This is a genomic window from Streptomyces sp. NPDC001663, assembly GCF_042893105.1.
GTDB lineage: Bacteria > Actinomycetota > Actinomycetes > Streptomycetales > Streptomycetaceae > Streptomyces.
The window spans coordinates 496,725-523,221 of sequence record NZ_JBIAUR010000008.1; the positions used below are offsets into that span (position 1 = coordinate 496,725).

Below are 26,497 nucleotides of genomic sequence, written 5' to 3' on the forward strand. Positions count from 1 at the left end.
GAGGATCGACATGACGCAGGGAGGGGACTGGCAGCGCGACGTGCTACGGGAACTGGCCGACAGCCCCCACGACACCCCCTCGACGCCCCCGGACACCCCCGTGCCGACGCCGCCTCAGACGCCCTCGCCCGCGCCGGCGGACGTGCCGGCACCGACTGCTCCGCCTGTCCCCCGCCAGACCCACGATCCTCGCCGCCCGGCCCCGACCCCGGAGTCCGTGCCGACCGTCGACCCGCGGCTGGCCATCGCGCTGGGCCGGCCGCAGCATGGCGACTCGGTGGTGCGCCGCACCGGTCGCTCCCTGCGCCAACTCACCGCGTCCGCCGGGCAGGACGTCGCCGAACAGACCCGCCTCGCGCAGGAGGTGCAGCAGCCGGTCACGACCGGCCGGGTGATCGCGGTGACGTCGATCCGCGGCGGAGTGGGCAAGTCCACCATCGCCGCGCTGCTCGGCCGTACGTTCAACCACTACCGGCACGATCCGGTGCTCACCCTGGAGGCGGACGCCGCGCTGGGCACGCTGCCGGTGCGGATGGGCGCCGAGTCGGTGCGCTGGTCGTGCGCCGATCTCGCCCGGATCCTCACTCCCGCCATGCAACTGACGGACGTCACCGGCTACTTGGTGCCCGTGACCGATGGCGGCTGGCTGCTGCCGGCGAGCCAGGGACGGGTCGGCGCTCCCCTGGACGTACGGACGTACCGCACCGTGACGCTGGCGCTGCGGCGATACTTCGCGGTGACGGTAGTGGACTGCGAGACCCTGCCGGGCGATGTGGCCCGTACGGCCATGGACACCGCCCACGCCCGGGTCGTGGTCGCGCCAATGACCGCCGAGGGCGTCGACGGTACCCGCCAAGTCCTCGACTGGCTCGCCCAGTTGCCGCATGGCGCGCTGGCCACCACCGTGGTCGCGCTCAGTGCCGCCTCCCCCGACGCCACGCTGGATGCGAAGGCTGCCACCGCGCATCTTCGCGAACCCGGCGTGCCCGTCGTCCTGCTTCCCTACGACCGTCATCTCGCCCAAGGAGGCCCCATCCACACCGCCATGCTGGGCCAGGACACCCGGGCTGCGGCCGTCCGCCTGGCCGCCGAGGTGATGCACCGGGCGGTGAGGGTGCGATGACCCAACAGCTCGTGCACCGCCCGGCCCGCAGCACCCCGCCTCTCGACCCCGCCGAGCCGCGCACCGTCGAGGCCCCGCCGAACCTTCCCGAGGGCAGGGTCGGCAATGCCGCCACCGCGTTGCTGCCGATGGCCGGAGTGATCAGCTCGGTCGTGATGATGACGATCATCCGCAACAGCCAGTTCGCCGCGCTCGGCGCGATCGTGCTGGTCGTTGCGCTGGCCGGTGCTGTGGTGCTGTTCCTCTCTCAGCGCGGCAAGGCCCAGCGCACCAGGCGCACCCAGCGCGAGCGGTATCTCGAGTATCTGGAGGAACTGCGCGAGGAGTTGGGAGAAGCCGAACGGGAACGTCGGCAGCGCTCCCACCTGCTGAATCCGCCGCCCCAGGCGCTCTACGACGTCGTACGCGATCCGGCGCGGCTGTGGGAACGCCGCCGCCAGAGCGCCGACTTCCTGCGGGTGCGGGCGGGCACCGGCGATGTACCGGTCCAGGAACTGGTGATCGCGCAGAACAGCACTGGTGGGGTGCTGACACCGCCCGATCCGTTCATGCTCAACGAGATCCGCGCTCTGCAGAGCCGGTTCAGCACGGCCTCGGACTTCCCGCTCACCGTCCCCCTGGACCGGGCCGGGAACGTCAGCATCGTCGGCGCCCGCGAGGGCGTTCTGCGCGTCGCCCGCGCCCTACTGGTCCAGGCGGCCGTCGCCCATGCGCCGGACGACGCCGCTCTCGCCCTCGGTATCGGCGACGAAGCCGACTGGCAGTGGGCCAAGTGGCTGCCTCACATACTCGACCCGCAGACGTACGACGGCCCGGTCGCGGCCCGCCGGATCGCACCGGACCTGGCACAGCTGGCCCAGCACTGCGCACCTGACCTGCGGCGGCGCGCCGCATACGCGGCCGAAGTGCGCCGCGGCCTGTCCGGCCGGGACGCCCTGCAACTGGCCGACCGCCTGCTGGTGGTCAGCGACGTCTACGGCAACACCGCGACGGAACTCCCGCGCCCCGACTCGGCGATCGACCTGACGGAGATGGGGGTGACCGTGCTGCACCTGCTGGAGGAGCAGGTGCACGAGCCGGATCAGGTGAGCGTGCGCATCACCGTCGACGGCGACCGCATCACCGTAGAGGACTTGCGCGACGGCTCTGTCGCCCGTGGCTCCTGCGACAACGTGACCGCCGCGGGCGCCGAGGGCATCGCCCGCATGCTGGCCCCACTACGCCTGTCCGCGGAATCGGCCGCCGAGGGCACCCCGGTCGCAGGCCCGGTCGACTTCCCGGGCCTGCTCGGCATCGACGACCCGGCCGGCCTCGACCTGGCCCGGCTGTGGGCGCCCCGCACCGAACGGGACTTCCTGCGCGTCCCCATCGGGCTGACGGACCGTCACGAACCGGTCCTGCTCGACCTGAAGGAGTCCTCGCAACTCGGCATGGGCCCGCACGGACTGTGCGTGGGCGCCACCGGCTCCGGCAAGAGCGAACTGCTGCGCACCCTCGTCCTGGCCCTGACCGCCACCCACTCTCCGGAGGACCTCGCCCTGGTCCTCGTCGACTACAAGGGCGGCGCCACCTTCGCTCCCTTCGCCGAACTCCCGCACGTCGCCGGGGTGATCACCAACCTGGAGAACCAGGCCGGGCTCGTCGAACGCGTCCACACCAGCCTGGCCGGGGAGGTCAAGCGCCGCCAGCAGGTCCTCAAGGACGCCGGGAATGTCGCCGACATCGGGCACTACGCCGCCCTGCGCGCCACGACCCGCCCCGACCTGGAGCCCCTCCCCCACCTGTTCGTGGTCATCGACGAGTTCGGCGAACTCATCACCGCCAAGCCGGACTTCATCGACCTGTTCCTGTCCATCGGCCGCATCGGCCGCTCCATCGGCGTCCACCTGCTGCTTTCCAGCCAGCGCATCGAGGGCAGCAAGCTCAAGGGCCTGGACACCTATCTGTCGTACCGGCTGGGCCTGCGCACCTTCTCCGCCGACGAGTCCCGCACGGTCCTGGACACCACCGACGCCTTCCACCTGCCGCCGCTGCCGGGCTTCGGCTATCTGAAGGTCGACACCTCCACCTACGAGCGCTTCAAGGCCGGGTACGTCTCCGGCGCCTACCACGGCCCGACCCTGCGCAAGGAGCAGGACGACGAGCTGCTCGTCCTGCCCTATCCGACGTACAACACTCCGCAGGAAGCCGAGCAGTCGACGAAGGAGCCCGCCGCCACCAAGCGCGAGACCGGGCCCACCGTCCTGTCCGCCATGGTTGGCCAACTCGCCACCGCCGCCCCGCCGGTACGGCGCATCTGGCTGCCGCCACTGCCTGAGGCCACCACGCTGGACATCGCCGCGGGCCCCCTCCAGGCCGCCACCGACGGCCTCCGCCTCGCCCACGGCGACGGCCCGATGCGCATCCCGCTCGGCATCCTCGACGACCCCGCCCGCCAGCGCCAGCAGCCCTGGCTGCTGGACCTGACCGTGGCCGGCGGGCACGCGGTCGTCATCGGCGGACCGCAGTCCGGCAAGACGACGCTCCTGCGTACCCTCGCCCTCTCTCTGGCCCTCACCCACACCCCGGACGAGGTCGCCGTCTACGGTCTCGACCTGGCCGGCGGCGGCCTCGCCGCGCTGGCCGGGCTGCCGCACGTCGGCGGCATTGCAGGCCGCGCCGACCACGAGCGCGCCGCCCGCACGGTGGCCGAGGTGCGCGCCATGCTCACCCAGCGCGAGGAGCTGTTCCGCGAGCACGGCATCGACTCCGTCGACCAGCTGCGCCACCTGCGCGCCCAGGGCCGACTCGCCGAGCTGGGCGCCACCGACGTCGTCCTGCTCATCGACGGATTCGGCGCCCTGCGCGACGAGTTCGCCGACCTCGACGACCCGGTCGCCGACCTCCTCAAACGCGGCAGCGGCTACGGCATCCACGTCGTCGCCGGCATGCTGCGCTGGAACGATGTCCGCATCGCCACCCAGTCCATGTTCGGTACCCGTGTCGAACTCCGGCTCAACGACCCGGCGGACTCGTCCATCGACCGCAAGCTGTCCGAGACACTCGCGCCGGACACTCCGGGCCGGGTGCTGACCGACGCCAAACTCTTCGCCCAGGTGGCGCTCCCCCGTATCGACAACCGTCCCAGCGCGGGCGACCTGGTCCCCACCCTGAAGCGGACCGCCCGCACCATCCGGGCCTCCTGGCACGGCGAACTCGCCCCGCCGGTGCGGGTGCTGCCGACACTGCTGCCCGCCGCCAGACTCCCCACCCCGGCCGCCGAACCGACGAAGGTTCCCCTCGGCGTCGACCAGGACACCCTCACCCCGGTCCTCCTCGACCTCTTCGACACCGACCAGCACCTGCTGATCCTCGGTGACAACGAATGCGGCAAGACGAACCTGCTCAAACTCATCGCCACCAGCCTGGTCGACCGCTACACGGACAAGGAACTCGTCTTCGGCGTCTACGACCCCCGCCGCGGTCTGCGCGGCGTGATCCCCGAGCCCTACCGCGGCGGCTACGCCCACAACGCCAAACTCGCCGCCGCCCTGTCCACCGGAATCGCCGCCGAACTGGAAAAGCGCCTGCCGGAAACGGCCGACCCGGACACCATCGGCGACGAGCCCGCCTTCACCGGCCCACGGATCGTCATCCTCATCGACGACTACGACATCCTCACCACTGCCGGCCAGCAGCCGCTGTCCCCCTTCCTGCCCTACCTCTCCTCCGCCCAGGACATCGGCCTGCACTTCGTCCTGGCCCGCCGCACCGCCGGCGCCTCCCGCGCCCTGTACGAACCCCTGCTGACCACCCTGCGGGAGACCGGCACCACCGCTCTGGTCATGACCGGTGACCGCACCGAGGGCCAGCTCTTCCCCGGCCTGTACGCCTCCCAGCAGCCGCCCGGCCGCGGGACGCTGGTCCGCCGCGGCCGACCCCACCTCCTGATCCAGACCGCCCTCACCACCGAAGCCGACGAAAGCGCCGAAGAAGCCCTGTGACCAAGGACGTCATCGCCCTCACCCCCAAGATGCCCGAGCTGCGCACCCTGCTGGCGGGCCTCTACTCAGGTGGCCCCGACCTCGCTGTGGGCACCCGGGCCGACGGTGCCGTCGTACAGCTCTGCGCCCCCGACGGCCGCCCGCTCGTCTCCGTCGAGGCGCCCATCCTCATCCAGGTGCCCGGAGAGACCACACGCCTACTGGACCACGCGGTCGACGACGAACCGGTGTGGTGGACCGAGGCCCGCGCCTCCACCGCCATCGCCGAGGCGGCCCGGCTCGCGGGATCCTTCGCCGGGCGGCTGGCCACCGTGCTGGGTGGCACGGTCTGGCCGCCCGAGGCCGCCACCACAGACGTCATACCCCTCACAACCGACGTCTCGGCGATCTCGGTCCCGGCCACCTCCACCCCCGCCGTGGACGTCCTCACCAACTCGACGGCCGTGGTCATCCAGGACCGCCCCCTGGTCGCCATGACCAGCTGGCTCTCCGACGCCCTGAGCGACGCGGTCGCCGCCGACCGCGCCCTGCAGATCGTCACCCCACCCACCGCCCGCCTCACCCTGCCAACCCGCACGGCCCTGCGCGGCCTGCCCAACCGCTGGGTCGTCCAACACCCCGAGCACGGCTACTACGACGGCCTGTCCGGCGCCGTACTCCACTGGAAGAACGGCACCTTCACCCCCGTACGCGACGAGAACGGCGCCGCCCAAGTCGCCGACGCCTTCACTCTCAACACCACCGACAGCAATGACCGCCAACTGCTGCTCACCCTGCGCACCCGGCACCCCGCATCCGAGGACCTCGTACTCGGCGGCGCCCTGGAAGCTGCCTTCCGCCACCTGACCGGTGCTCCACCCGCCGGATGGAGCACCGCCGAACCGATCAACCTGCCATGGAACACACGCGAGTTGACTGAGCTGGCCCGCGCACGCGCGCCCCGCCCCACCTGGCTGACCGCCGTCGGAAACCCCGAACGTCCCGCCCTCGCGACCGTCCGCGTGCTGCGCACGCCGGGAGGCGTCGAGGAAGACATCACCCTGGCCCTCGGATACGGCGACGACGAGACACTCCCTCTGCACGCCTTGGAGGATCTCGCCGCCGAACTCGCCGCCGAACACGGGCTCGTCACCCTGCTCACCGCACTCCGGGCCGCACGCCGTGACCTCACCGTGTCGGCGCACCTCGAACACCCCCCGATACCCGTCGCCTTCACACTCGGCAACACCGAGGCGCGACACATCGGCCCTGCACTTGCCGAAAACCCACCCCAGGGTCCCCTGCCAGTGCGGCTCGGGCCGACAGCGGAACCCGCCCTTCACTACCGCCTGGGCGACGGAACCGACCCTCACGCCTGGGCAGCGTTCCAGCGCCTCGCCCAGCATCTGAGGCAGGCATAACCGCCCGACGCGCAGGAACAACCCCCGAACACCCGTGCAGAGCACGGCACTTGAACCCGACACCGACCGCCCGGCGTCCGCAAACCTACGTAGCGCCCAGTGCTGCTCCAGACCGGGAGAAACCCATGGACACTACCCACGGAGGTGACTCGCAGGTACGACGCGGGCAGCAGGCGCATCACCGCGAAGAGAGCTCTTCCCGGTACGCACCGGCCAGTCGACCGACACGTCACCCCAGGCCAGAAGCGTCTGACGGGCGCGAGATCAAGTCCTCGGCCCGCCTTGCGTCATGGCGGTGCGAGGCTATCCACGGCCCGCGGCGTGCACGTACCGTAGCCATGCGTTGGCAGGCGCGCAGGGGGTGGGGGCATGGATCCGGCGGGCTTGGCGAGCACGGCGGCGGTGACGCTCGTGTCGACGCTCACCACGGAGGGCTGGGAACGTGCCAAGGCAGCGGTGGAGCGCTGGTGGGGGCAACGGCATCCGCAGGAACCGGACAGCGTCGGCAACCAGTTGGAGCTGGTACGCCGGGCCGTCCTGAGGGCGCGGCTGGAGAACGACGACGAGGCTCAAGTCACCCTGGCCGTCCAGTGGCAGCGCGAACTGGGGCGGTTACTGCGGGGCCGGTCGGAACTGGTCGACGAGTTCCGGCAGTTGGTCGAGCACGAGCTGCGTCCGGTCCTCAGCGCAGAGGAACAGCGGTACGTGAACGAGCTGACCGAGCTGCTCCTCAAGCCGCCCGCGGTCTCCCACTGGGCCTCGCGTCACTACCTGGGCCCCACCGCGGTGACGATCACGAACACCCTGCCCCGCCGCAACCCGTTCTTCACCGGCCGCGAGGAGGAACTGCACGGCCTCGCGGAGTCGATCGGCCGGACCATCGAGCAGGGATCCTCCGCCGTCCACACGATCGACGGCATGGCTGGTGTCGGCAAGACCAGCCTCGCGGTACGCCTCGCCCATGACCTCGCGCACCGTTTCCCCGACGGGCAGCTACTGGTGTCGCTGCACGGGCACACGCCCGGCCGGCTCCCCGCCCGGCCCTTCGCCGTCCTGGGTGACCAGTTGAGCCGTCTCGGCGTGCCCACCCAGCAATTGCCTCCGGACCAGGACGGCCGGTCGGAGCTGTGGCGTCATCTGCTGCGCAGCAAGCGCATGTTGATCATCCTCGACGACGCCACCGGGCACGGCCAGGTACGGCCCCTGCTGCCGGGAGACGGCCGGTGCCTGGTCCTGGTCACCAGTCGACGTCGCCTAACTGCACTCGCGGAGACGGAGTGCCTGTCGCTCGAGACGCTGCCGCACGAAGAGGCGTGCCAGTTGTTCGTCCGGCTCATGTCGCGTCCGCTGCGGCCGGAGGAAGAGGGCGCCGTCGGTGAACTGGCTCGACTGTGCGGCTGTCTGCCGCTGGCCATCGGCCTGCTCGCCGGAAAGCTCCGGCACCATCCGGCCTGGGACATCACGGACCTGGTCAGCAGCCTGGCCTCGGCGCAGCACCGGCTCGCCGAGTTCCAGGCGGAGGACGTACGGATCGGGGCGGCGTTCGACCTGTCGTACCGCAATCTTCCGCCCGGCCGGCAGCGCCTGTTCCTCCGGCTGGGGCTGCACATCGGCAATGACATGGACGTGCACGCGGCGGCGGCCCTGGGAGACATTTCCTTAGCCGAGGCCCGTGAGCACCTGGAAGCCCTGTACACGGACCACCTCCTGGACGAGCCGGTCCGCGGCCGCTACCGCATGCACGACCTGCTGAAGGACCACGCACGCAATCACGCGGCCCAGGACCCGCCCACGGAGACCAGGCAGGCCATCGAACGCCTGCTGGACTACTACGAGACAACCGCCGAAGCGGCCGACCGTCACCTGTCCCCGCAGTCCTGGCCGCCGGATCCGGCGGCACCTCCGCCACCAACTCCCATGCCCCGCCTGCCCGGCAGAAGGGCCGCACTGGAGTGGATGCGCAGCGAACACGCCAATCTGCTCGCCTGTGCGGCCCGGGCCTCCGCCCAGGCCCAGCACCCCCGCGTCATCCGCCTGGCCTTCGCCATGCACGCCTTCCTCCACCAGGCGGGCCCCTGGGAGCAGGCCCTGGCCCTGCACCGGGCGGCGGTGGCCGCGGCCCAGCTCATGGGGGCAAGGCCGGAGGAGGCCCACGCCCTGCGGAACCTCGGCGTCATGCTGTACCTGACCGACAACTACGCCCAGGCCGACGAGGTGTTGAGTCGAGCGCTCATCCTCTACGAGCGCCTCGACGATCCGCACGGCCAGGCGGGCGCCCTCACGGATCTGGGCGGAGTACACGCCCTCACCGACCGCTACGGCCGCGCGCTCGAGCTGCTGGGGCAGGCCTGTACGACGTATCGGCATCTCGGTGATCCACTGGGCGAGGCACGGGCGTTGGGCCAACTCGCGCGCGTGCAACGCCTCACCGACGACTACTCCCGGGCCCTAGGGACGCTTGAGCAAGCCCTCGCCGTGCACCGCGCATTCGGCAACAGGTTCGGCGAGGCCGGAGCGCTCGCCCAGATCGGAGGAGTCCTGCGGCTGCGCGGCCTGCACGAGCGGGCCACCGCCGTACTGGAACCGGCCCGTGACCTGTGCCAAGAGGTGGGTGACCGGTTCGGCGAGGCGGCGGCCCTCAAGGAGCTGGGGGTGGTGCACCGGCTCACCGACAACCTCACCGCGTCGGTGCACCTGCTCAGGCAGGCACTGGCCGTCTACCGCGGCCTCGGCGACCGCTTCGGCGAGGCCGGCACGCTCGTCCATCTCGGCGCCGGTCAAGGGCTGATGGGCAAGCGCGAAGAGGCGATCGGCCTGCTGCGCGAGGCCCTGGCCATTCACATGGAACTCGGCAGCCGCCACGGCGAAGCCGTCACACGGAACAAGTGGGGGGTCGTACTGCGGAACTTCGGTGACCCGTCCGGGGCAAGCCGCCAGCACGCACGAGCCCTGCGACTCGCCCGCGCGGTCCCGAGCCCGCTGGAGGAGGCACGCGCGCTCGAAGGCATCGGCCGCTGCGACCTGCGCCCACGCGGACAGAGCCAGGCCGAGGCACACCTGCGCGAGGCCCTGGCCATCTACCGGCGCATCGGGGCGGGCGAGGCACTCGTGTTTGCCGACGGACCGTGCTGAGCAGCGACGTCACTGATGCGGCCGACGAACGGGGCGACTGCCCCTCGTCTCTGGAGGCGTACGACGCAGCGTAAGGGACTCACACCACACCCAAGCCCTGCTCCGCCTCGCCAGACGCAGGGCCGACGTCCTTTTCGCGATGCTCCGCGACGGAACCTTCTACGGACCGCAGCCGTCGGCCTCAGTTACCTGACCTGCGGGTCTGCGAGGAGAACGACTCGATCAGCCTCGGCGTCGAAGCCGAGCACCGGATGGCCGTAGTCGCCCTCCGGGTCCATCAGCACCGGCTTGCCCAACCGCCGCCCGATCTCCCGAAGGAAACCGCAGAGCACATCAAGTCGCTCCTGGCCCTGCAACTCCCGCAGGTCGACGTCGAAGTCGACCTCATCGTCGGCATGGAAACGGAAGATCGCCAACACATCGGCAGACGGCCAGACCCGCAGCTCCGGACACTCGGCATCCGCCGGGCGGGACAGCACGCCCTCCGCCCGCGGCACCGGAAGCACCGTCTCTCCCTCGGAGTACTGGCACTTCCAACCCTTCTCCGCGACAAGATCGAGAACCGCCTGCCAGTCCTCCACCGAGGCATCTGGGACACGCACGTCCGGCAGCGACCCCATCGAGTCCGGATCGAAGAAAGAGCTCACGTCATCCCACAGCAGATCAGCCATACCGACATGCTGTCCGGCTCCCAAACCCAACGCACCCCGTTTCCCTTGACCAAGGACATAAGGGCACCCCCCGGAACCATCCCCCTTGGCACGGACGGCCGTCCGAAACTGTCCCCACTTCGACCAGCCCGTCACGAACGTCGCCCTGCTCGCCACCCAGGAAGCCGCCCGCCCCATGATCACCGACCGCGTCACCGACGTCTCCCCGCTCAGACGCCTCCAGTGAGCTTCAACTGACCGTCACCGATCGCCGGTTCCGCCGAAACCTGCCGGTCGGCGGGCCCACAACGCGGCTTCGTTCACGAGTTCGACCGCGTTGGGTTCCGTCTAGCAGTGCCTGTCACGTTGGGGCTCTGCGGTCGTCGAGCAGGAGCTCAAGCGGACGGCGTGACCGGGGACCGCAAGCCGAGCCACTGCTCGGCGTCCCACGCTTGGAACCGCTCTACCTCGGTGAACCCCAGCTTTGCCGCGAGGCGCATCGAGCCGACGTTGGCGGTCTGGGTGGTGAGCACCACCGGCTCGCCGGGAAGGACGCCGTCGAACCAATCGAGTGCTGCCGCGCACGCCTCGGCGGCATACCCGAATCCCCACGCCTGCGGCAGGAACAGGTAGCCGAGATCGACCTTCCCGGCCGCAGCTGGACGATGGTGCTCCGGTTCCCTCCTGAGCAGGATCTGGCCGATCATCGCCCCGTCGAGCTCGACGACGAAACTCCCGGGCCGCCGCCCGGGGACCTCAGGCATCTCGCGCTCAAGCTCGTCACGCGGCCGGGGGCCGCCGAGGTAGGTGTGCACCCCCGGCGAGGCGTGCAACTCGATGAACGCCGCACGGTCCCGGGCCTCGGCCTCTCGGAGCACGAGCCGCTCGGTCTTGATCGGGGCAGGCGGCCAGGAGACGGGGCCGAGTTCAGTCATGCCGACCAACTAATCAGCAGGCTCAGCAAACGATCAAGGCTGGCGGACCGATCAAGCCAACGGCCCGGGTCCCACAGTCACCACCGGGGCCGTGCAGACCCGATCCCGATCCACCCAGCAGTCACCAGGCATGGTCGCTTCTCCTTCAGCCACAACCCGATCGCTGCCCCAAGCTCGGACCAGCTGGCACCACGACGACGACGCATCCGACACGCAGTCAGTAGCTCGTTCCGGGCAGGGCCATGGCCCCCTCGTCCGATCGGCTGTCAGCTCGTATGCACTTTGAGCCAACTTGACGGAATCTGAGATTCGGTCGCCAGCAGAAGGGTTGTTGTGTTCACGACGAACTCGTTTACTGCGGGCAGCAGCTGAGACTCACGGAGGTACACCAGCCTCATGATCAAGCAAATGGCCGCGCTGGCGGCACTTGTCCCGGTCATGCTGAGCACTACGGCCGGCGTCGCATCGGCGCACTCCGCGCCGCACGCGCCCCCGGCTGTGGTCACCCTGACCTACGACGCCAGCGATGCCGGTCAGTGGGCGGGCCCGATCAAGCAGGCCGTACAGAACTGGAACGACGCGTTGCACAACGTGCGCCTGGAGCCGGCGAGCACCCCCGGCTCGGCCGACTACGTCTACCAGGCGACCAGTGGCTGGCCGCAGACCACGAAGGGGCCGATCTTCCCCGGCGGCAACGGTGACGTGCAGTTGGGCCAGCAGGCGGTGGACGAGGGCTTCGATGCGACCCGGATCGCGGCGCACGAAACCGGGCACATCCTCGGGCTGCCGGACGACTACAGCGGCCCGTGCTCGGAGATCATGTCCGGCCACGGCCCCGGCACGTCCTGCACAAACGCCAAGCCGGATGCGGCCGAGGCGGCGCAGGTCGACAAGAACTACGCCGCCGACAGGGCGGCGGTGCGCTCGCATCACCGCCAGGTGGTGATCGACGTCTGGTCCGGCCGGGTTCTTGCCAGCGCACGCTGACCGGCGAGCAGCACGCCTGCCGCAGGGACCAGCGGCTGCGGTCGGCGGCAGCGGCAGGCGACACCTTGACGGCGGCTGCAACAGCTGGACCAAAATCCTCGCGTGCCTGCGTTCGTCCCGAAGGCTTGAGGCAAGGCGGCGGAAGCACTCGCCAAGGGCCGGCGAGCGCCGCCACCGCTTCAGCGGCCGTCACCTTTCCGGCACCCCGGCCGCGCCCGCTACGGGTGACCGCCGCATCCGCACCCCGTCACGGCCGCGGCTCCCTCCTGCGGCGGCTCGGCTTCCGAAGCCGCCTTCTGGACGGCGGCCAGCAACGCTTCCCGCTCCGTGGCGTCGATCCAGCGGCCGTTCACCACGACGCCGTGGATCCTGCGGGTGTTGCGGATGTCGCGCAGCGGGTCGGCGTCGAGTACCAGGAGGTCGGCGGCCTTGCCCTTGGCCACGGTGCCGACCGCATCCAGGCCGAGCAGGCGGGCCGCCTCCTGCGTGGCCGACCTCAACACCTGCATGGGGGTGAGGCCTGCCTCGACGAGCAACGCCAGTTCGTCGTGCAGGGCGAACCCCGGCACCTTGTAACCGGTCCCGGTGTCCGTGCCCGCGGGAAGCCGCACACCCGCCTCGTGCAACTCCCTGACCAGCCGCTCCCGGTGGGCGTAGATCTCCCGGATCCGGCGGGCCTGTTCGGGGGTTCGCCCGCCGGTCAGGGCCTGCAACTGGTCGGGCCAGGACTCCACCTGCCAGGCCGGCAGGTACTTCCAGTCCTCGGCCCGGTCCGGCACCTCGTCGGGCAGTTCCAGCGTGTGGTGCACGCTCAGCGTGGGGACGACCGCCGTCCCGCCCGCCGCCAGCCGCTTAAACACGGAGTCCGCCTTGCGCGGGTCGTAGCCGCGAACGGCCTGCCACTCGAGCGGATGCACCTGCTGGAACCAGCTGTGGTAGCGGGACAGGCTGCTGGGATCGTCCGGATCAATGCGTACGGCGGCCAGACCGCGCCTAACCTCCGCCTCGTGCGCCGAGGTGGACAGCAGCAGGGCGTGCAGGTGCTCGATGCTGCGCTGGCCGGCGTCAGCGGCCTCGGTGATGCGGACGAGGTCGGGGCAGTGACCGAGGTGGGGGATGTTCTGGCGCCGGGCCTCCTGCGCGATGGCCCAGTACGCCTCCCGGGACAGCCGCGAGTAGACCTTGACGAAGTCGGCCCCTTCCTGCTTGACCCGGCGTACGACGCGCCGTGCCTCGGCCGCGTCCCGCACGGAGATGTGGTTGGGGACGTCCTGCGCCCACAGCGACGGCGCTCCGTCGATGATCGGGCTGCCGATGAGCCAGCGCGGCCCCAGCAACGTCCCGCTTCGGATCTGCCGCCGCCATCGGTGATGGACGGGGGCGCCCTGCATCTCGCGCACGGTGGTCACCCCGGCCAGCGGGTACAGCGGCGGGACCACCGCGTCCGGGCCGTCGCTGTGGGTGTGCGCCTCGATCAGGCCCGGAATCAGGTACTTGCCGGTCAGGTCGACGGTCCGGACACCCGGCCGGAGCCGCGTGCGCGCGCTGGGCGCGAGTGCGGTGATCTGGCCGGCCTCGACGACGACCGTCATGTCGTGCGCCGGAGCGGCCCCTGATCCCTCGATGACGGTGACGTGGGTGAAGGCGAGGGCGGTGTCGGTGTCGGTGTCGCCGGCTTTGCTAGCGCCTTGGGCCACCGCGCGGGCGCCGGGTGTGGCGCTTGCCGTGCCGGTCAACGCCGCCCCGGCCACCACGGCCGCTCCGGCGATGAAACCCCGCCGCCCCAGGCCCGGTTCGTCCTGCTTGCCAGTCTGCTCGGACATGTCCTGTACCCCCTGGTGGTCGTGTGTGCTTCGCCCTTTCGGCGTGCGTCCACAACTCTGTAGCGGGCGGGGCGGTGGCACAGTGGGCCGAGGTGGTGGACCGGGGGGTGGTGCTGACACCACCCCCGGGCGGGCAGAGCTCTGCGTGAAGCTCAGGCCACGGTTGCCGCCGCGAGGTGTCCGTCGGGGAGAATGCCCAACGATGACGTCGACGCCTTCCGGACCGGCACGGGCCGGGTATGCGCCCTTCGCTCACCTCACCGTGCCCAACGCAGTCCTGTATCGCCGGGTGATGGGCGCGTTCCTGGCCGCCAAGGAGCGCTTCGCGGTTCATCTGCGGCCCGAGGACGTGTTCGCGGCGCTGGCGCCGGAGCATCGGCCCGCCGAGCTGGATGCGGTGGTCAAGGCGCTGGACAGCCTGGTCGAGTGGGGCAATCTGCGGGCGGATCCGGACACTTCGCGGGTCACCGCGGTCGAGGACTTCTACCGCAAGCGCTTCATCTACCAGCTCACGCAGGCCGGCGAGGCTGCCGAGCTGGCGTTGGCGGCGTATGACGAGGCGCTGGGGCGGCGTGGTGCGCTGCAGGCGGTGGCCCTGCACGACATCGTCACCCAGCTGCGGGCCCTGCTGGTGATCGCCGCCGGGCAGGAGGAGGGCGAGCCGGACGCGGCCAAGGCGCATCTGGCGCTGTCCGCGCTGACGAGCCGGTTCGAGGCGCTGGCGGAGAACGCGCGGGCGTTCATGGGCTCCCTGCAACGCACCATCGACCTGCACGATGTGGAGGTCGAGGTGTTCCTCGCCTACAAGGACCGCCTGATCCAGTATCTGGAGCGGTTCATCCAGGACTTGATCACCCTGGGTGGGCGGATCGCCCTGCTCATCGGGGAGTTGGAGGAGCAGGGGCGGGTCGGGGTGCTGCTGCGGTTGGCGGCGGCCCGGGAGGCGGCCGACGCCGCGCCGGATGAGGCCGAGAGCGCCGAGGTGCGGGCGTATGAGCGGTGGGCGGGCAGGTGGTCGGGGCTGGCCGCCTGGTTCGTGTCGGCGGACGGACGTGAGTCGCAGGCCCGGCTGCTGCGCGGGCGCGCTCTCGGGGCGATTCCGCAACTGCTGGCGGTCGTACGGCAGTTGAACGAGCGGCGGGCTGGGCGCTCGGACCGCTCGGCGGACTTTCGCACCCTGGCCCGCTGGTTCGCCGAGGCCCCCGACGACGCGGCGCGGCACCGGCTGTGGCGTGCCGCGTTCGGGCTGTATCCGGCACGTCACCTCACCGTCGATGCCGACACCCTCGAGCGGCGCGCCGCCCACCCGGTGGCCGCTGCCACCCCGTGGGCCGAGGCCGAGCCGCTGCGCATCAGCCCGCAGCTGCGCCGCACCGGCAGCTACGAGCGGCGCGGCAGGACCCGCCGGGTGCAGGACCGCTCCGAGCAGCGCAGGCGCCTGGCCGAGATCGCCGCCCAGCAGGCGCAGGAGATCGCGGCCGCCCGCGCGCGCCTGGCGACGGACGGCACCACGCGGCTGTCCGCGCTCGGCGAGCTCGACCCGCTCGCCTTCGGCCTGTTCCTGCAGCTGCTCGGCGACGCCCTGGCCACCTGGCGGCCCGGCATGACGACGACCGTGGCGACCAGCAACGACGGCACGATGGAGGTCCGGCTGACCGCCCTGGCGGACGGGACGACGGCCGCGATCCGCACCCCCGGCGGCACCTTCCGCGGCCCCGAGCACCTGGTCGAGATCACCGATCTCACCCGAACCGGCCAGGTGCACGCCGACGGCACTCCCGAGGGAGGGGAGCGATGACCACGCCCCTGAGCGAGGTGCTGGACAGCCGGCGCGCCGCCGAGTTCCACAAGGCCGCCCGCGCCTTGCTGAAGGAGCCTCTGCTGCTTGCGCACGGCCCGCACGCCGACGAGTTCCGCCTGGTGCGCCAGCACGCCGGCGAGCTGCGCGACTGGTTCGACCGCAACACCGGCTGGCCGCTGCGGGTGGACGCGGAGGCGGCTCGGCTGGGCCGGACGCCCGGCACCCTGGCCGATGCCACCCATCCGGCCCGCGAGGCCTCCCGCGCCCGGGCGCCGTTCACCCGCCGCCGCTACGTGCTGCTGTGCCTGGCGCTGGCCGCGCTGGAGCGCGGCGAGGCGCAGATCGCACTCGGCCGGCTCGCCGAGCAGGTGGTCCTGGACGCCGCCGATCCCCATCTGGCCGCCGCCGGGATCGAGTTCACGCTGGAGCGGCGCGAGGAGCGGCTGGATCTGGCGGCGGTGGTACGCCTGCTCATGCGCTACGGAGTGCTGCGCCGGGTGGCCGGGGACGAGGAGGCCTACGTCAGCGGGGCGGGCGATGTGCTCTACGACGTCCAGCGCCGCGTCCTGGCCGGACTGCTCGCCGCCCGCCGCGGCCCGTCGATGATCACCGCCGGCGGATTCGAGGACCGGCTGGCCGAGCTGACCGCCGAAACCGCCCTGGACAGCGACGAACTGCGCTTCCGCGCCATCCGACAGCGGCTGACCCGGCGCCTGCTGGACGATCCGGTGCTGTACTACGCCGAACTGAGCGACGAGGAGCTCGCCTACCTCACCCGCCAGCGCGCCTTCATCACCGCACGAATCACCGAACTGACCGGCCTGGTCACGGAGGTGCGGGCCGAGGGCATCGCCATGGTCGACCCCCTGGACGATCTGACCGATGTACGGATGCCCGAGCAGGGCACCCACGGACACGTCACCCTGCTGCTCGCCGAACACCTCGCCGACGCGGGCGGCGCGGTCGGCCGCGACGAGTTGGAGCGCAAGGTGCGCGAACTGGCCGTCGAGCACGGCGGTTTCTGGTCCAAGAGCGCCAAACAGCCAGGCGCGGAGGGCGAGTTGGTCGATCAGGCGCTGGTCAAGCTGACCGCGCTGGGCCTGGTCACCGCCGTACCCGGCGGCGTCGCCCCGCTGCCGGCACTGGCCCGGTACGCCGTCGGCGAGATGGTCGTACGGGAACCGGGCGTCCCCCACCCCCGCAGCTCTCAGCGAAAGGCGTGATGGCCGTGACCGCCCTGCCCACCCCCGCGCCCGGCCGGTGGCGGCCGCTGCGCGTCGGCCTGGTGGACCTCTTCTACTACGACGCCGAGGAGTTCTGGTTCCGGGACGGACGGCTGCTGCTGCGCGGCAACAACGGCACCGGCAAGTCCAAGGTCCTCGCCCTGACCCTGCCCTTCCTCCTGGACGGCGACCTGTCCGCGCGGCGCGTGGAGCCCGACGCCGACCCGGGCAAGCGCATGGAGTGGAACCTGCTGCTGGGCGGGCAGCACCCGCACCCCGAGCGGCTGGGCTACACCTGGATCGAGTTCGGCCGCCATGACGAGGCCACCGGAATGGACCGCTTCCTCACCCTGGTCTGCGGGCTGAAGGCGGTGGCGGGCCGCGGCATCGCCCGTCACTGGTACGCCGTCACCGACCAGCGCATCGGAGCCGAGCTCAGCCTGCTGGATGCCACCGGCACCGCCCTGTCGCGGGACCGGCTCGCGGAGGCCCTGGCCGGGCGGGGCATGGTGTACGACACCGCTACCGCCTATCGCAGGGCGGTGGATGAGGCGCTGTTCGGGCTGGGTGAGCGGCGGTATGCGGCCCTGGTGGACCTGCTCATCCAGCTGCGCCAGCCGCAGCTGTCGAAGCGGCCCAACGAGGCGGCGCTGTCGCGGGCGCTGACCGAGGCGCTGCCGCCCATGGACCAGGCCGTGATCGCCGATGTGGCCGAGGCGTTCCGGTCGTTGGACGAGGAGAAGGAGGAGTTGCGGGCGGCCACCGAGGCCGAGCGGGCCGCCTCCGCCTTCTTGGACCACTACCGCCGTTACACCCGTGTCGCCACCCGCCGCCGCGCCCGGCTGCCCCGCCACGAGCACGCCCGCTACGAGCAGTTGGGCCGCGACCTCGCGCAGGCCCAGAGCGAACGCTCGCAGGCCGAGGAGGAGCGGGAGCGGATCGCCGAACGGCTCGCGGAGCTGGAGGAGAGTGCCGCACGGCTGAAGGCACAGGAGGCCGCGCTGCGCGAGGGCCCGGAGATGCGCAGCGCACGGGAGTTGGAGCAGGCGGCGGCCGACGCCCGCCGTACGGCATCGGAGGTGGCCCGCGCCGAGGCGGACCGGGACCAGGCCACCCAGGCGCACACCCGTGCCCTGGGCCGCCTGGAGAGTGCGGGCCGGCGGCTTGCGGCGGCCCAGGAGCAGGTCGCGGACACGCTCACGCGTGAGCGGGAGGCGGCGAAGGCCGCCCGCCTCGACGGCGAGATGCGCACCGAGGGCGCGCCGGAGGCCGAACTGCGCCGCGCGGCCGAGGAGTCGGTGGCCCGCAGGCGACGCACCCTCGACCACGTGGAGGAGCTGGCGGTGCGCGCCGAGGAGGCCGCCGCCGAACGGCGCGCCGCCGCCCGCCGCCTGGACGAGGCCCAGACCGAGGCCGGGCACACCGCCGAACGGCAGGCCCGGGCGGAGGCCGCCGCCACCGGGGCGGGAGCGGAACTGGTCGCCGCCGTACGCGAACACCTCGCCATGTGTGAGGAGTTGCGGCCCCAGGACCCGGTGGGCCTGCTGGACGGCTTGCAGGACTGGGTCACGCACCTGCAGGGCCCCTCTCCCGCGCGCGTGCACACGGCCGACGCCCACCGCGCCCGCGCCGCGCAGCTGGCCGACCAGACGGCTGCCCTCGGTCAGCGGCTGGGCGACCTGACCGCCCGGCGCGCCGAGACCGAGCGGGAGTTGACCGATCTGGAGGCGGGCGGCCAGCGCGGCCCCACGGCACCCCACACGCGGACTCCCGGCGTGCGCGAGCAGGCGCCCGGAGCGCCGCTGTGGCGTCTGGTCGACTTCCACGACCATGTCGGCGCCGGTGAACGCGCGGGCCTGGAGGCGGCGTTGGAGGCCTCCGGTCTGCTGGACGCCTGGGTGTATCCGGACGGCAGCGCCGTGGCCGCCGACGGACACGACGTCCTGCTGTCGCCGGGCGCCCCGCTCACCGGGCCGGTGCTCGCCGAGGTGCTGCGCCCGGCCGTGGACCACGGTGACACGCGGGCCGTGGCGGTGGGCGAGCGGACGGTGGCCCGCCTGCTGGCGGCGGTGGGACTGGGTTCCGGCGAGTCCGGCGACTGCGGCGGCACGTGGGTGGCGGCGGACGGCCGCTTTCGTGTGGGGGCGCTGACCGGCAGCTGGTCGAAGGAAGCCGCCGCGTACGTGGGTGAGGGCGCCCGCGAGGAGGCGCGCCGGGCCCGGATCGCCGTCCTGCACGACGAACTCGACAGTTTGGCAGGCGAGGTGGCGCAGCTGGAGGTCGAGCGGGCCACGGTGGCCCGGCGCCGCCGCACCCTGGACGCCGAACTGGCCGCCGTCCCCGACGACGCCGCCCTGCGCCACGCGCACGCGCTGGCCGCGGCCGCCGCGGACGCCGCCCACCGGGCCCGCGCCCGCCAGGACGAACGCTCCGCCGAACTGGCCGCGGCGGCCCGGCAGGAGGCCGAGGCCGCCACCGAACTCACCGACACGGCCGCCGCCGTGCACCTGCCCGCCGACCGGGCGGGCCTCACGTCCGTCCGCCAGGCGCTGGGCGACTACACCGCCGTCCTGGCCGCCCTGTGGCCCGCACTGCGCGAGCGCACCGACGCCATGCGGACGGTGGCCGACGAGCGCGCGGAAGCCGAGCAGGCCGGCACCCGGGTGGCCGAACTGGCCCTGCGCGCCGAGGAGTCGGCCCGCCTGGCGGCCGCAACCGACGCACGCCACACCACCCTGCGCTCCACCGTCGGCGCCGCCGTCGCGGAACTGGAGCGGCGCCTGGCCGCCACCGCCGAGGCCCTGGCGGCCTGCGACCGCGACCAGCGCCGCTTGCGTGAGGAGCAGGCGGCCGCCGGCCGGCGCGTCGGCCATGCGGAGGGCCGCATCGAGCAGTTGGAAAAGGACGTACGAGAGGCGGCGGCCTCCCGCGCCGAGGCGATCGCCGCGCTCCAGCGGTTCGCGGCCACCGGCCTGCTGAGTGTCGCCCTGCCCGAGGTGGCCGTACCCCCGCTGGACGAGGGACCGTGGGCGGCCACCCCGGCCGTCGCGCTCGCCCGCACCATCGAAGCTCAGCTCTCGGGCCCGTCCGGCACCGACGACTCCGACGGCGCCTGGGAACGCGTACAGAAACGGCTCAGCGAGGAGTACAAGAAACTCCAGGACGCCCTCTCCCGCGGCGGCCACACCGCCACCGCCCGCATGGTCGAGGACGGCATGGTCGTCGACATCGTCTACCAGGGCCGCCGGCGGACCGTACCCGAACTGGCCGCGGCCCTCACCACCGAGACGGCCGAGCTGGCGCGCATCCTGTCCGCGCACGAACGCGAGATCCTCGAAACCCACCTGCTCACCGAGGTCGCCGGCACCCTGCAGGAACTGATCGCCGCCGCCGAACGACAAGTGCGGGCGATGAACGCCGAACTCCAGGAGCGCCCCACCTCCACCGGCATGAAACTGCGCTTGGTCTGGCGCCCCTCACGCAAGGCGCCGACCGGACTGGCCCAGGCCCGCGAACGCCTGCGCCAGTCCGCCGATGCCTGGGCACCCGAGGACCGGACGGCGGTCGGCGAGTTCCTGCAGGCCGAGATCGCCCGCCGGCAGTCCGACGACGCGGCGGGCAGCTGGCTGGAGGTGCTCACCGCGGCACTGGACTACCGCTCCTGGCACGAGTTCGGCATCGAACGCCACCAGCACGGCACCTGGGTCCCGGCCACCGGCCCCGCCTCCGGCGGCGAACGCGTCCTGGCCGTGTCCGTGCCTCTGTTCGCCGCCGCCTCCTCGCACTACGCCACGGCCGCCCCCGACGCCCCGCGCCTGGTCACCCTGGACGAGGCGTTCGCGGGCGTGGACGACGACTCGCGCGCCAAGTGCCTGGGCCTGCTGCACGCCTTCGACCTGGACGTGGTGATGACCAGCGAACGCGAATGGGCCTGCTACCCGCAGGTTCCGGGCATCGCCATCGCTCAGCTCTCGCGCGTCGACGAGATCGCGGCGGTGCTGGTGACGCGGTGGGAATGGGACGGGAGCGAGCGTGCACGGGGCACGGAACCCGACCACGGTCTGGCGGTGCTTTCCGCGCAGGCGACGTCCTCGGCTGCCGGGGTCGGCGCGGCGGCACCCGGGCCCGCCGAGGACACCGATGCGGGACAGGACGGGCTGTGGTCATGAGTTGCCCGCTGCCCCTTAAGACCCCGGCATGCGCGGACAGCGCAGCTTGCCTGGACAGCTCGCTATGCTTGGCCGACCCACGATGACCGGGCAGCCACGCACCCCCGCGGAAGCCGGGCCGCCGCGCATCGACCTCGACCGCCTCGGCCGCCTGCTGGGCGACCCCGGTCTCGCCTGGCTGGTCGAGCGCGTCCGGCGCCGCATGGAACGCGACGAGCCCCTCACCGGCCCGGTCACGCTGGCCGACCCGACCCCCGCCGAACGCGCCGCCGCCGAACGCCTGCTGGGCCGCGCCCCACGCGCCGGACGCTCCCTCAGCGTGCGCCTGGACGTGGTGGACGCCGTACTGCGCCGCTCCGGCATCAGCACCGAGGGCCTCGCCCCGGCCATCACGGCCCTGACCGGCCCCGTCGCCCGCCTCGCCGACGTCCGCGAACAAGAGGCGAACGCCTGGCAGGACGCCTACCTCCCCCTCACCGCACTCGCCGCGCTACGGCCCGAACTGTCCGCGTGGGCCGACCAACTGCGCCACGACGGTCTCGTACGCCGTCTCGCCCGCACCCCGCACGTGGCGAAGATCCTGCTCACCGACGCCGCATCGGCCCTGCGCACGCTTCCCGCCGACCCGGCTGTATCCCTGCCCACCTTCGCGAACCGGACGCTCGGCGACGCCCACGCCCTCGACGACGGCACCGCGCTCGCCACCCTCGTCCTGTCCGGCGTGCGCGCCCTGACCGGCTTCCCGGACGGCAACGGAGCCGAATGGCGCCGCGAGGCCTGGGCCTCGGCCGGCCTGCTCAGGGATGCCCTGTCCTCCACCGTCCTGACCTTGGGCCTGCGCGGCACCCCCGCACTGGACTGGCTGACAGACGAGGGCGAACCAGCTGTCCTGACGCTGCGCCAGCTCACCCGCAACTTGCCGGGTCGGGCACCCACGGTCGTGTACGTGTGCGAGAACCCGACCGTCCTGGCCACCGCGGCCGACACCCACGGCCCCGCCTGCCCGCCTCTGGTCTGCCTCCAGGGCCAGCCCTCGGCCGCCGCCCTCACTCTACTGCGCCACCTGCACGTCCATGGCTGCACGCTCCGCTACCACGGGGACTTCGACTGGGGTGGTCTGCGCATCGCCGACGCCCTGCTGCGCCGCGTGCCCTGGCGGCCCTGGCGCTACACGGCCGCCGACTACCGCACCGCGGCCGCTACTACGCCCCTGGCGCCGCCTTTGACCGGCACACCCGCCACCGCCGCGTGGGACCCCGACCTGGCCGCTGCCCTGGCTGAACTCGGCGTGCGCATAGAGGAAGAGACCGTCCTGGACACTCTTCTCGCCGACCTCGCGCACTGAGGCCGTGGCGCAGGCAGATGTGGACGGCGACCGGGGCTGCTTCAAACAGCACGCGGCAGGCGCAGGGCGCCATGACTCTGTTCGCGGTTGCCTCGTACGCCAACAGCAGCGCACAACTCCGACCTGCCGAGATCGCCCACGCGCCGTAAGGTCAGCCGCTGAGCCGGGGGGATACGGCCTGAAAGGCGGAAGGTGGCCGGTTCGGAATCCAAACACCTCATCAAGTACTCAGCCTTCTATGGGCTGTTGGGTGGCGTTGCGCGCACCGGCTGGACGACTGGCCAGAGGACTGCGCGGTCAGAGTTGCGGACGGTGTCGGCGTACCTTCGCGCGGATCAACGCAATTGGACTGCGCAGACTCGCAAGGCATGCTGCGCAGGGTCCAATGCCTGGATTCACCGCTGCACAGACGAACCTCTCGTCTTGCTCAGGAAACCCGCCGAGAGCTGGCAGGCCACTCGGATGCGCTGACATGATCTCGTCAGCTGCGGATGAGCAGCTGATCCGACTGCGCCACCCTCCCCTGACCAAGGAGAACTTTTCATGCGCATGCCCAGGCGGGCCTTGCTCGCCCCTACCGTCGCCCTGGCCGTTCTGGCCGGCGCCGGCCCTGCTCTGGCGGACGACCCGACTCCGTCGCCGACCGAGACCATCGCGACGGCCCCGCCTGACCAGCCGGAGGAAACGGACCTCACCGAGGGCGCCTCCGAGACCGAAGCCTCCGCGCCATCCGACGCAGTCAACCACACGGGCAACTCGCCCGACGCCCGCGGCTGCGAACAGGGCTGGTACTACCACGCCACGAAAAAGGCCAAGGATTACCACAAGGGCGTAGGCGCCGAGCAGGCCAACTGGAACGGCACCTCGCGCACCGCCAAGTCCACGTTCACCTCGGAGGTGACGGGCACCGTTGGCATCGCCTTTACGGGCGAGCTGCAGGTGAAGGGCAGCGCGGCTGTCGTTGAGATCCAGGGCAAGTTCGGCGTGTCCGTGTCCGCATCGCTCACTGCGAAGATGGGCAACAGCTTCACCGTGGACACGCCGCCACACAAGACAACGTACGCCCGCTATGGCGTCTACCGCCTGAAGAGCTACGGTTACAGTCAGTACACGTACGTCAACTGCGGCAAGGGCAGCAAGCACGACGTCACTATCTACACGCCGCACCGCATCGGCTGGGCGATCTGGGAGAAGTGACATGTCGCGCCGCACCCTCGCTGGGCTGAGCATCGCGTGTACCGCTGTGCTCTTCCCGGTCGCTGCCTGCACGTCGGACCCCTCCGACGCCCAGCAGCCCACATCAGCCACCAGCTCCGCCGAGTCAGGCCCGGCGACTGTCACCGCCACTCCCAGCAGCACGCAGCCCCCGGTCCAGGAGCCGCCCGAGTTGGACCCCGACGAGACACTGGCCGGCCGCCAGAAGGCCACCACGGGGAACGCCAGCATCGAGTTCGGCCAGGCCAAGAAGGGCGACGCGCTCATCGTCGCGGTGCGCTGTCAGGGGAAGGGCACTATCAAGGTGGCGGTGCAGTCCGTGCACGTCTCCTTCCCGCTGAAATGCCTGGCCAACGAGGTCAGCACCACCTACAACCAGGTGGCCGTGTCGGGCGTGGATCGGAGCGGAGTCGTCTCAGTCGCGGCGCCGTCCGTGGTGCGCTGGTCGCTGACAGTCGGGCGCGGCGCACCGGCACAGGAGGAATCACCCGGAGTCGGCTGAAGGTCCACAGACTGCCCGAAGCGCCGGAAGCTTAAGGGGCCATGATCACTCACGCCAAAGCAGCTTCCGGCCAAAGTCGCTACGCCGACCTCGTGAATCAAGCCTCCCGCCACGGCGGAGGTCACCGCCAACCTTCACTGCGCTCTTGTCAGAGCTCCCATACTTGATCCGGGTCGTCCAGTGCCGCCCGGACCTGAGAGAGGTCTCCGATATCTGCGAGCGGCGAGCTCTTGGCGATGTCGACGATCCCCCGCACGACGGTGTGCAGCACTTCGCCGTTGCCCTCGTCGAGTGCCCTGTCCAACCGGGCGAACATCTCCTCGTAGATGTTGCGTCGTTCCGCGAATGCCTGTGCGAAGTAGTCTTTGAGGACGGCTTCAGCGGCCCGGATCCGAGCGACCTCCGTGGCCTCGTAGGTCTCCATCCGGGCTCTCTTGGTGCTCTCCACCTCGTGGATGTGGATGCATTCACGGGCGGCTTCGACAATCTGGTTCAGCGCAGCGAAGCCGTCCATCGCCCAAACGGGGCCCTTGGCCGCGTTGACGACCTTGCCTACATGCACCTTGGGTTGGTCAGGCATCGTGAGTCTCCTCGATCAAGGGTCTGTACCGGATGGTGAGGTTTGCGCTGTGCTCGTCCAACGTGCCTTCGGTGTCGACAATCGGAGTCGCCGCCACGTCGCGGACCGCCATGACCAGTGCCATGGCCCGCTGGAAGCGCGCGGCGTGCCTCGGCGGATCGAACGGCTCGGACTCCAGGAGCTCCAGCGCCTCAAGCGCTCGGAAGGTGAGGTCCCGGAGAAGCTCGCGCAACTCAGCGGCACGGGCGTCGACGCCCTTCAACCGGGCGTCCGTCTCGTCAAGCTCAGCGATCGCCACGGCGACCTTCGCCTCGAACTCCCTCGCCCGGGTCATCGCCTTCGCGCCCTGGCCCTTGATGACCAGGCCACCGACGAGCAGCGCGGGACCGACGGTGAAGAAGTTGAGGGCCGTAGCTCCCAGGGCCATCCCGCCGCCACCCGATGCAAGCGACCCACCGCCCAGGAAGGCGAGGGTCGCGCTCTCGGCCGCGGCGCCCGTCAAGCCGGAGATCGCCGCTCCGGTGCTCGCGACTCCGAAGCTGCTCACTGCCGCCGTGATCCCAGCCCCTGCGCCCGCTCCGGCCGCCGCGGATCCGAGAGCCCCGCCGATCCATGTCGCCGCGTCGACGTCGAGGCCGCGAAGCCCGGGGATCTGGGTCATGGTGGCGTCGATGCCCTCCACCAGCAGCCGCTCGCTCTCGCGCACCTGTCGCTCGTGGCGACGCAGGAAGGCGCCCATGCGTGCGACGACATCGACGAGCGCCTGCCTCTGCTGCTCCCCCAGTGCCTCGAGGGCGGTGTTCGTCGCTGCCAGTGCGTCCTCGGCCTGGGCCATGCGTCGTTCGTAGCCCTGGCCCGCCTCCTTGACCCGATCCTTCGATTGCTTGAGGTCGTGGGCGCCTTTGCCGCCGAGGGCAACGCCGCTACCGCCGGTTGCCGCACCAACACCGATGAGAATGACTGGTATGAAGAACGGCACGAGTTCCCCCTTGGTGCCCCATGACCCTGCGCGAACCAGCAGGCCCAACCGTTCACATTGTGCCCTTGGTCAACGATCGACAGAAAGATCGCGAACAACACCCAGGCGGCTTTGAGGGTCTCATTCACCCGCTTGAATTCGGCGGGGTGGCGGGGTGCACGGGGGGTACCAGCTGCCGATGTCCGTGAGAACCTCGCCTCAGCCCCTTGCCGCGCCACAAGTCGTCCCGTGCGTGGTCTCTGCAAAGGCTCATCGAGAGCCGCGGGTGGCGGGTCGCTCGGTGGTGGCCTAGTGGCGGGCACAGCCGTCCTGGTCGAGGTGAACGAATCCACTGCCCGTGCCCCTGGTGACGTTTGCTGCCGTGCGCTCTTCTCGCGGAGCACGAGCGCGGAGGCAGCCACCGACGCACAAACATGGGCAACGGCAGCCCCGATCCCCCTACGGCACGCGCCGTCCGCTTCGCCCGCTGTCCCCTTCACCTTCCTCCTTCTCAGAGGCAAGCGCAGGGGGGAACAGAGGGGGACGTCGGGCCGGCGACCAAGCCGAGGAGCCCGTGGTGACCTGCGGCGCGCAGACAGCTGTCGGCAGGGACGTCGGCCTGGTCGGGCGGTGTTGTCGCAGTGTTGTCGCATCGTGACCGTGGTCGGGCC

17 protein-coding genes are annotated in these 26,497 nt (G+C 71.4%); 12 read left to right on the plus strand and 5 right to left on the minus strand.

Translation table 11 applies throughout. The annotated features are described in order from the left end of the window. The first annotated feature begins 10 nt into the window (after nucleotides 1-10). From ACFY1L_RS27500 to ACFY1L_RS27515, 4 genes are all read left to right on the plus strand, one after another. Nucleotides 11-1,123, plus strand: a complete 1,113-nt coding sequence (locus ACFY1L_RS27500) for a hypothetical protein (RefSeq protein ID WP_388829705.1) — start codon at nucleotides 11-13, stop codon at nucleotides 1,121-1,123. Next, nucleotides 1,120-5,106, plus strand: a complete 3,987-nt coding sequence (eccCa, locus tag ACFY1L_RS27505; protein WP_388829708.1) for a type VII secretion protein EccCa — start codon at nucleotides 1,120-1,122, stop codon at nucleotides 5,104-5,106. Before ACFY1L_RS27500 ends, eccCa begins: the two co-directional genes overlap by 4 nt. Then, a complete protein-coding gene (locus tag ACFY1L_RS27510) occupies nucleotides 5,103-6,506 on the plus strand; it encodes a DUF6177 family protein (protein WP_388829711.1) in 1,404 nt (467 codons plus the stop codon). The genes eccCa and ACFY1L_RS27510 overlap by 4 nt, the downstream gene beginning before the upstream one ends. 369 nt (nucleotides 6,507-6,875) lie before the next feature. After that, on the plus strand, nucleotides 6,876-9,638 hold the full coding sequence (locus ACFY1L_RS27515) for an ATP-binding protein (RefSeq protein ID WP_388829714.1): 2,763 nt from the start codon (nucleotides 6,876-6,878) through the stop codon (nucleotides 9,636-9,638). Nucleotides 9,639-9,823: 185 nt separating this feature from the next. Here the strand turns inward: ACFY1L_RS27515 and ACFY1L_RS27520 are convergent, their stop codons facing one another. After that, nucleotides 9,824-10,309, minus strand: coding sequence for a hypothetical protein (locus tag ACFY1L_RS27520; protein WP_388829717.1), 486 nt, complete (start codon nucleotides 10,307-10,309; stop codon nucleotides 9,824-9,826). A gap of 85 nt (nucleotides 10,310-10,394) precedes the next feature. Between ACFY1L_RS27520 and ACFY1L_RS27525 the strand changes: the two genes are divergently transcribed. Beyond that, nucleotides 10,395-10,535, plus strand: coding sequence for a hypothetical protein (locus ACFY1L_RS27525; RefSeq protein WP_388829720.1), 141 nt, complete (start codon nucleotides 10,395-10,397; stop codon nucleotides 10,533-10,535). 148 nt (nucleotides 10,536-10,683) lie between these two features. On the opposite strand, the gene ACFY1L_RS27530 is transcribed toward ACFY1L_RS27525, so the two are convergent. Next, nucleotides 10,684-11,223: a GNAT family N-acetyltransferase gene (locus tag ACFY1L_RS27530; RefSeq protein ID WP_388829723.1), complete on the minus strand. Its 540-nt coding sequence runs from the start codon at nucleotides 11,221-11,223 to the stop codon at nucleotides 10,684-10,686. A 408-nt stretch (nucleotides 11,224-11,631) separates the two neighbouring features. On the opposite strand from ACFY1L_RS27530, the gene ACFY1L_RS27535 reads away from it, so the two are divergent. Next, the gene (locus ACFY1L_RS27535; RefSeq protein ID WP_388829726.1) at nucleotides 11,632-12,210 is read left to right on the plus strand and encodes a snapalysin family zinc-dependent metalloprotease; all 579 of its coding nucleotides are present in this window, start codon (nucleotides 11,632-11,634) and stop codon (nucleotides 12,208-12,210) included. A 218-nt stretch (nucleotides 12,211-12,428) separates the two neighbouring features. Here the strand turns inward: ACFY1L_RS27535 and ACFY1L_RS27540 are convergent, their stop codons facing one another. Further along, entirely contained in the window at nucleotides 12,429-14,033 is a 1,605-nt protein-coding gene (locus tag ACFY1L_RS27540) for an amidohydrolase family protein (RefSeq protein WP_388829729.1), read from the minus strand. Between the two features lie 202 nt (nucleotides 14,034-14,235). Between ACFY1L_RS27540 and ACFY1L_RS27545 the strand changes: the two genes are divergently transcribed. From ACFY1L_RS27545 to ACFY1L_RS27570, 6 genes are all read left to right on the plus strand, one after another. Beyond that, nucleotides 14,236-15,831 carry a TIGR02677 family protein gene (locus ACFY1L_RS27545; RefSeq protein ID WP_388829732.1) on the plus strand — a complete coding sequence of 532 codons (1,596 nt, stop codon included), beginning with the start codon at nucleotides 14,236-14,238 and terminating at the stop codon, nucleotides 15,829-15,831. Further along, nucleotides 15,828-17,057, plus strand: coding sequence for a TIGR02678 family protein (locus tag ACFY1L_RS27550; RefSeq protein ID WP_388829735.1), 1,230 nt, complete (start codon nucleotides 15,828-15,830; stop codon nucleotides 17,055-17,057). The genes ACFY1L_RS27545 and ACFY1L_RS27550 overlap by 4 nt, the downstream gene beginning before the upstream one ends. Further along, complete coding sequence (locus ACFY1L_RS27555) at nucleotides 17,057-21,226, plus strand: TIGR02680 family protein (protein ID WP_388829738.1); 4,170 nt, start codon at nucleotides 17,057-17,059, stop codon at nucleotides 21,224-21,226. Before ACFY1L_RS27550 ends, ACFY1L_RS27555 begins: the two co-directional genes overlap by 1 nt. 82 nt (nucleotides 21,227-21,308) lie before the next feature. Then, nucleotides 21,309-22,571 carry a TIGR02679 family protein gene (locus ACFY1L_RS27560; RefSeq protein ID WP_388829740.1) on the plus strand — a complete coding sequence of 421 codons (1,263 nt, stop codon included), beginning with the start codon at nucleotides 21,309-21,311 and terminating at the stop codon, nucleotides 22,569-22,571. A gap of 543 nt (nucleotides 22,572-23,114) precedes the next feature. Next, nucleotides 23,115-23,768: a hypothetical protein gene (locus tag ACFY1L_RS27565; protein WP_388829743.1), complete on the plus strand. Its 654-nt coding sequence runs from the start codon at nucleotides 23,115-23,117 to the stop codon at nucleotides 23,766-23,768. Nucleotide 23,769: 1 nt separating this feature from the next. Beyond that, nucleotides 23,770-24,288, plus strand: coding sequence for a hypothetical protein (locus tag ACFY1L_RS27570; RefSeq protein WP_388829746.1), 519 nt, complete (start codon nucleotides 23,770-23,772; stop codon nucleotides 24,286-24,288). 148 nt (nucleotides 24,289-24,436) lie between these two features. On the opposite strand, the gene ACFY1L_RS27575 is transcribed toward ACFY1L_RS27570, so the two are convergent. After that, nucleotides 24,437-24,868, minus strand: a complete 432-nt coding sequence (locus tag ACFY1L_RS27575; protein ID WP_388829749.1) for a hypothetical protein — start codon at nucleotides 24,866-24,868, stop codon at nucleotides 24,437-24,439. Further along, on the minus strand, nucleotides 24,861-25,847 hold the full coding sequence (locus ACFY1L_RS27580) for a hypothetical protein (protein WP_388829752.1): 987 nt from the start codon (nucleotides 25,845-25,847) through the stop codon (nucleotides 24,861-24,863). The genes ACFY1L_RS27575 and ACFY1L_RS27580 overlap by 8 nt, the downstream gene beginning before the upstream one ends. Between the last annotated feature and the right edge of the window lie 650 nt (nucleotides 25,848-26,497).

Bases quoted from the DNA above. Each gene is read 5' to 3' on its own strand.
- ACFY1L_RS27500 (WP_388829705.1), top strand. From the start codon at position 11: ATGACGCAGGGAGGGGACTGGCAGCGCGACGTGCTACGGGAACTGGCC.
- eccCa (WP_388829708.1), top strand. From the start codon at position 1,120: ATGACCCAACAGCTCGTGCACCGCCCGGCCCGCAGCACCCCGCCTCTC.
- ACFY1L_RS27515 (WP_388829714.1), top strand. From the start codon at position 6,876: ATGGATCCGGCGGGCTTGGCGAGCACGGCGGCGGTGACGCTCGTGTCG.
- ACFY1L_RS27520 (WP_388829717.1), bottom strand. From the start codon at position 10,309: ATGGCTGATCTGCTGTGGGATGACGTGAGCTCTTTCTTCGATCCGGAC.
- ACFY1L_RS27530 (WP_388829723.1), bottom strand. From the start codon at position 11,223: ATGACTGAACTCGGCCCCGTCTCCTGGCCGCCTGCCCCGATCAAGACC.
- ACFY1L_RS27535 (WP_388829726.1), top strand. From the start codon at position 11,632: ATGGCCGCGCTGGCGGCACTTGTCCCGGTCATGCTGAGCACTACGGCC.
- ACFY1L_RS27540 (WP_388829729.1), bottom strand. From the start codon at position 14,033: ATGTCCGAGCAGACTGGCAAGCAGGACGAACCGGGCCTGGGGCGGCGG.
- ACFY1L_RS27545 (WP_388829732.1), top strand. From the start codon at position 14,236: ATGACGTCGACGCCTTCCGGACCGGCACGGGCCGGGTATGCGCCCTTC.
- ACFY1L_RS27550 (WP_388829735.1), top strand. From the start codon at position 15,828: ATGACCACGCCCCTGAGCGAGGTGCTGGACAGCCGGCGCGCCGCCGAG.
- ACFY1L_RS27555 (WP_388829738.1), top strand. From the start codon at position 17,057: ATGGCCGTGACCGCCCTGCCCACCCCCGCGCCCGGCCGGTGGCGGCCG.
- ACFY1L_RS27560 (WP_388829740.1), top strand. From the start codon at position 21,309: ATGACCGGGCAGCCACGCACCCCCGCGGAAGCCGGGCCGCCGCGCATC.
- ACFY1L_RS27565 (WP_388829743.1), top strand. From the start codon at position 23,115: ATGCGCATGCCCAGGCGGGCCTTGCTCGCCCCTACCGTCGCCCTGGCC.
- ACFY1L_RS27570 (WP_388829746.1), top strand. From the start codon at position 23,770: ATGTCGCGCCGCACCCTCGCTGGGCTGAGCATCGCGTGTACCGCTGTG.
- ACFY1L_RS27575 (WP_388829749.1), bottom strand. From the start codon at position 24,868: ATGCCTGACCAACCCAAGGTGCATGTAGGCAAGGTCGTCAACGCGGCC.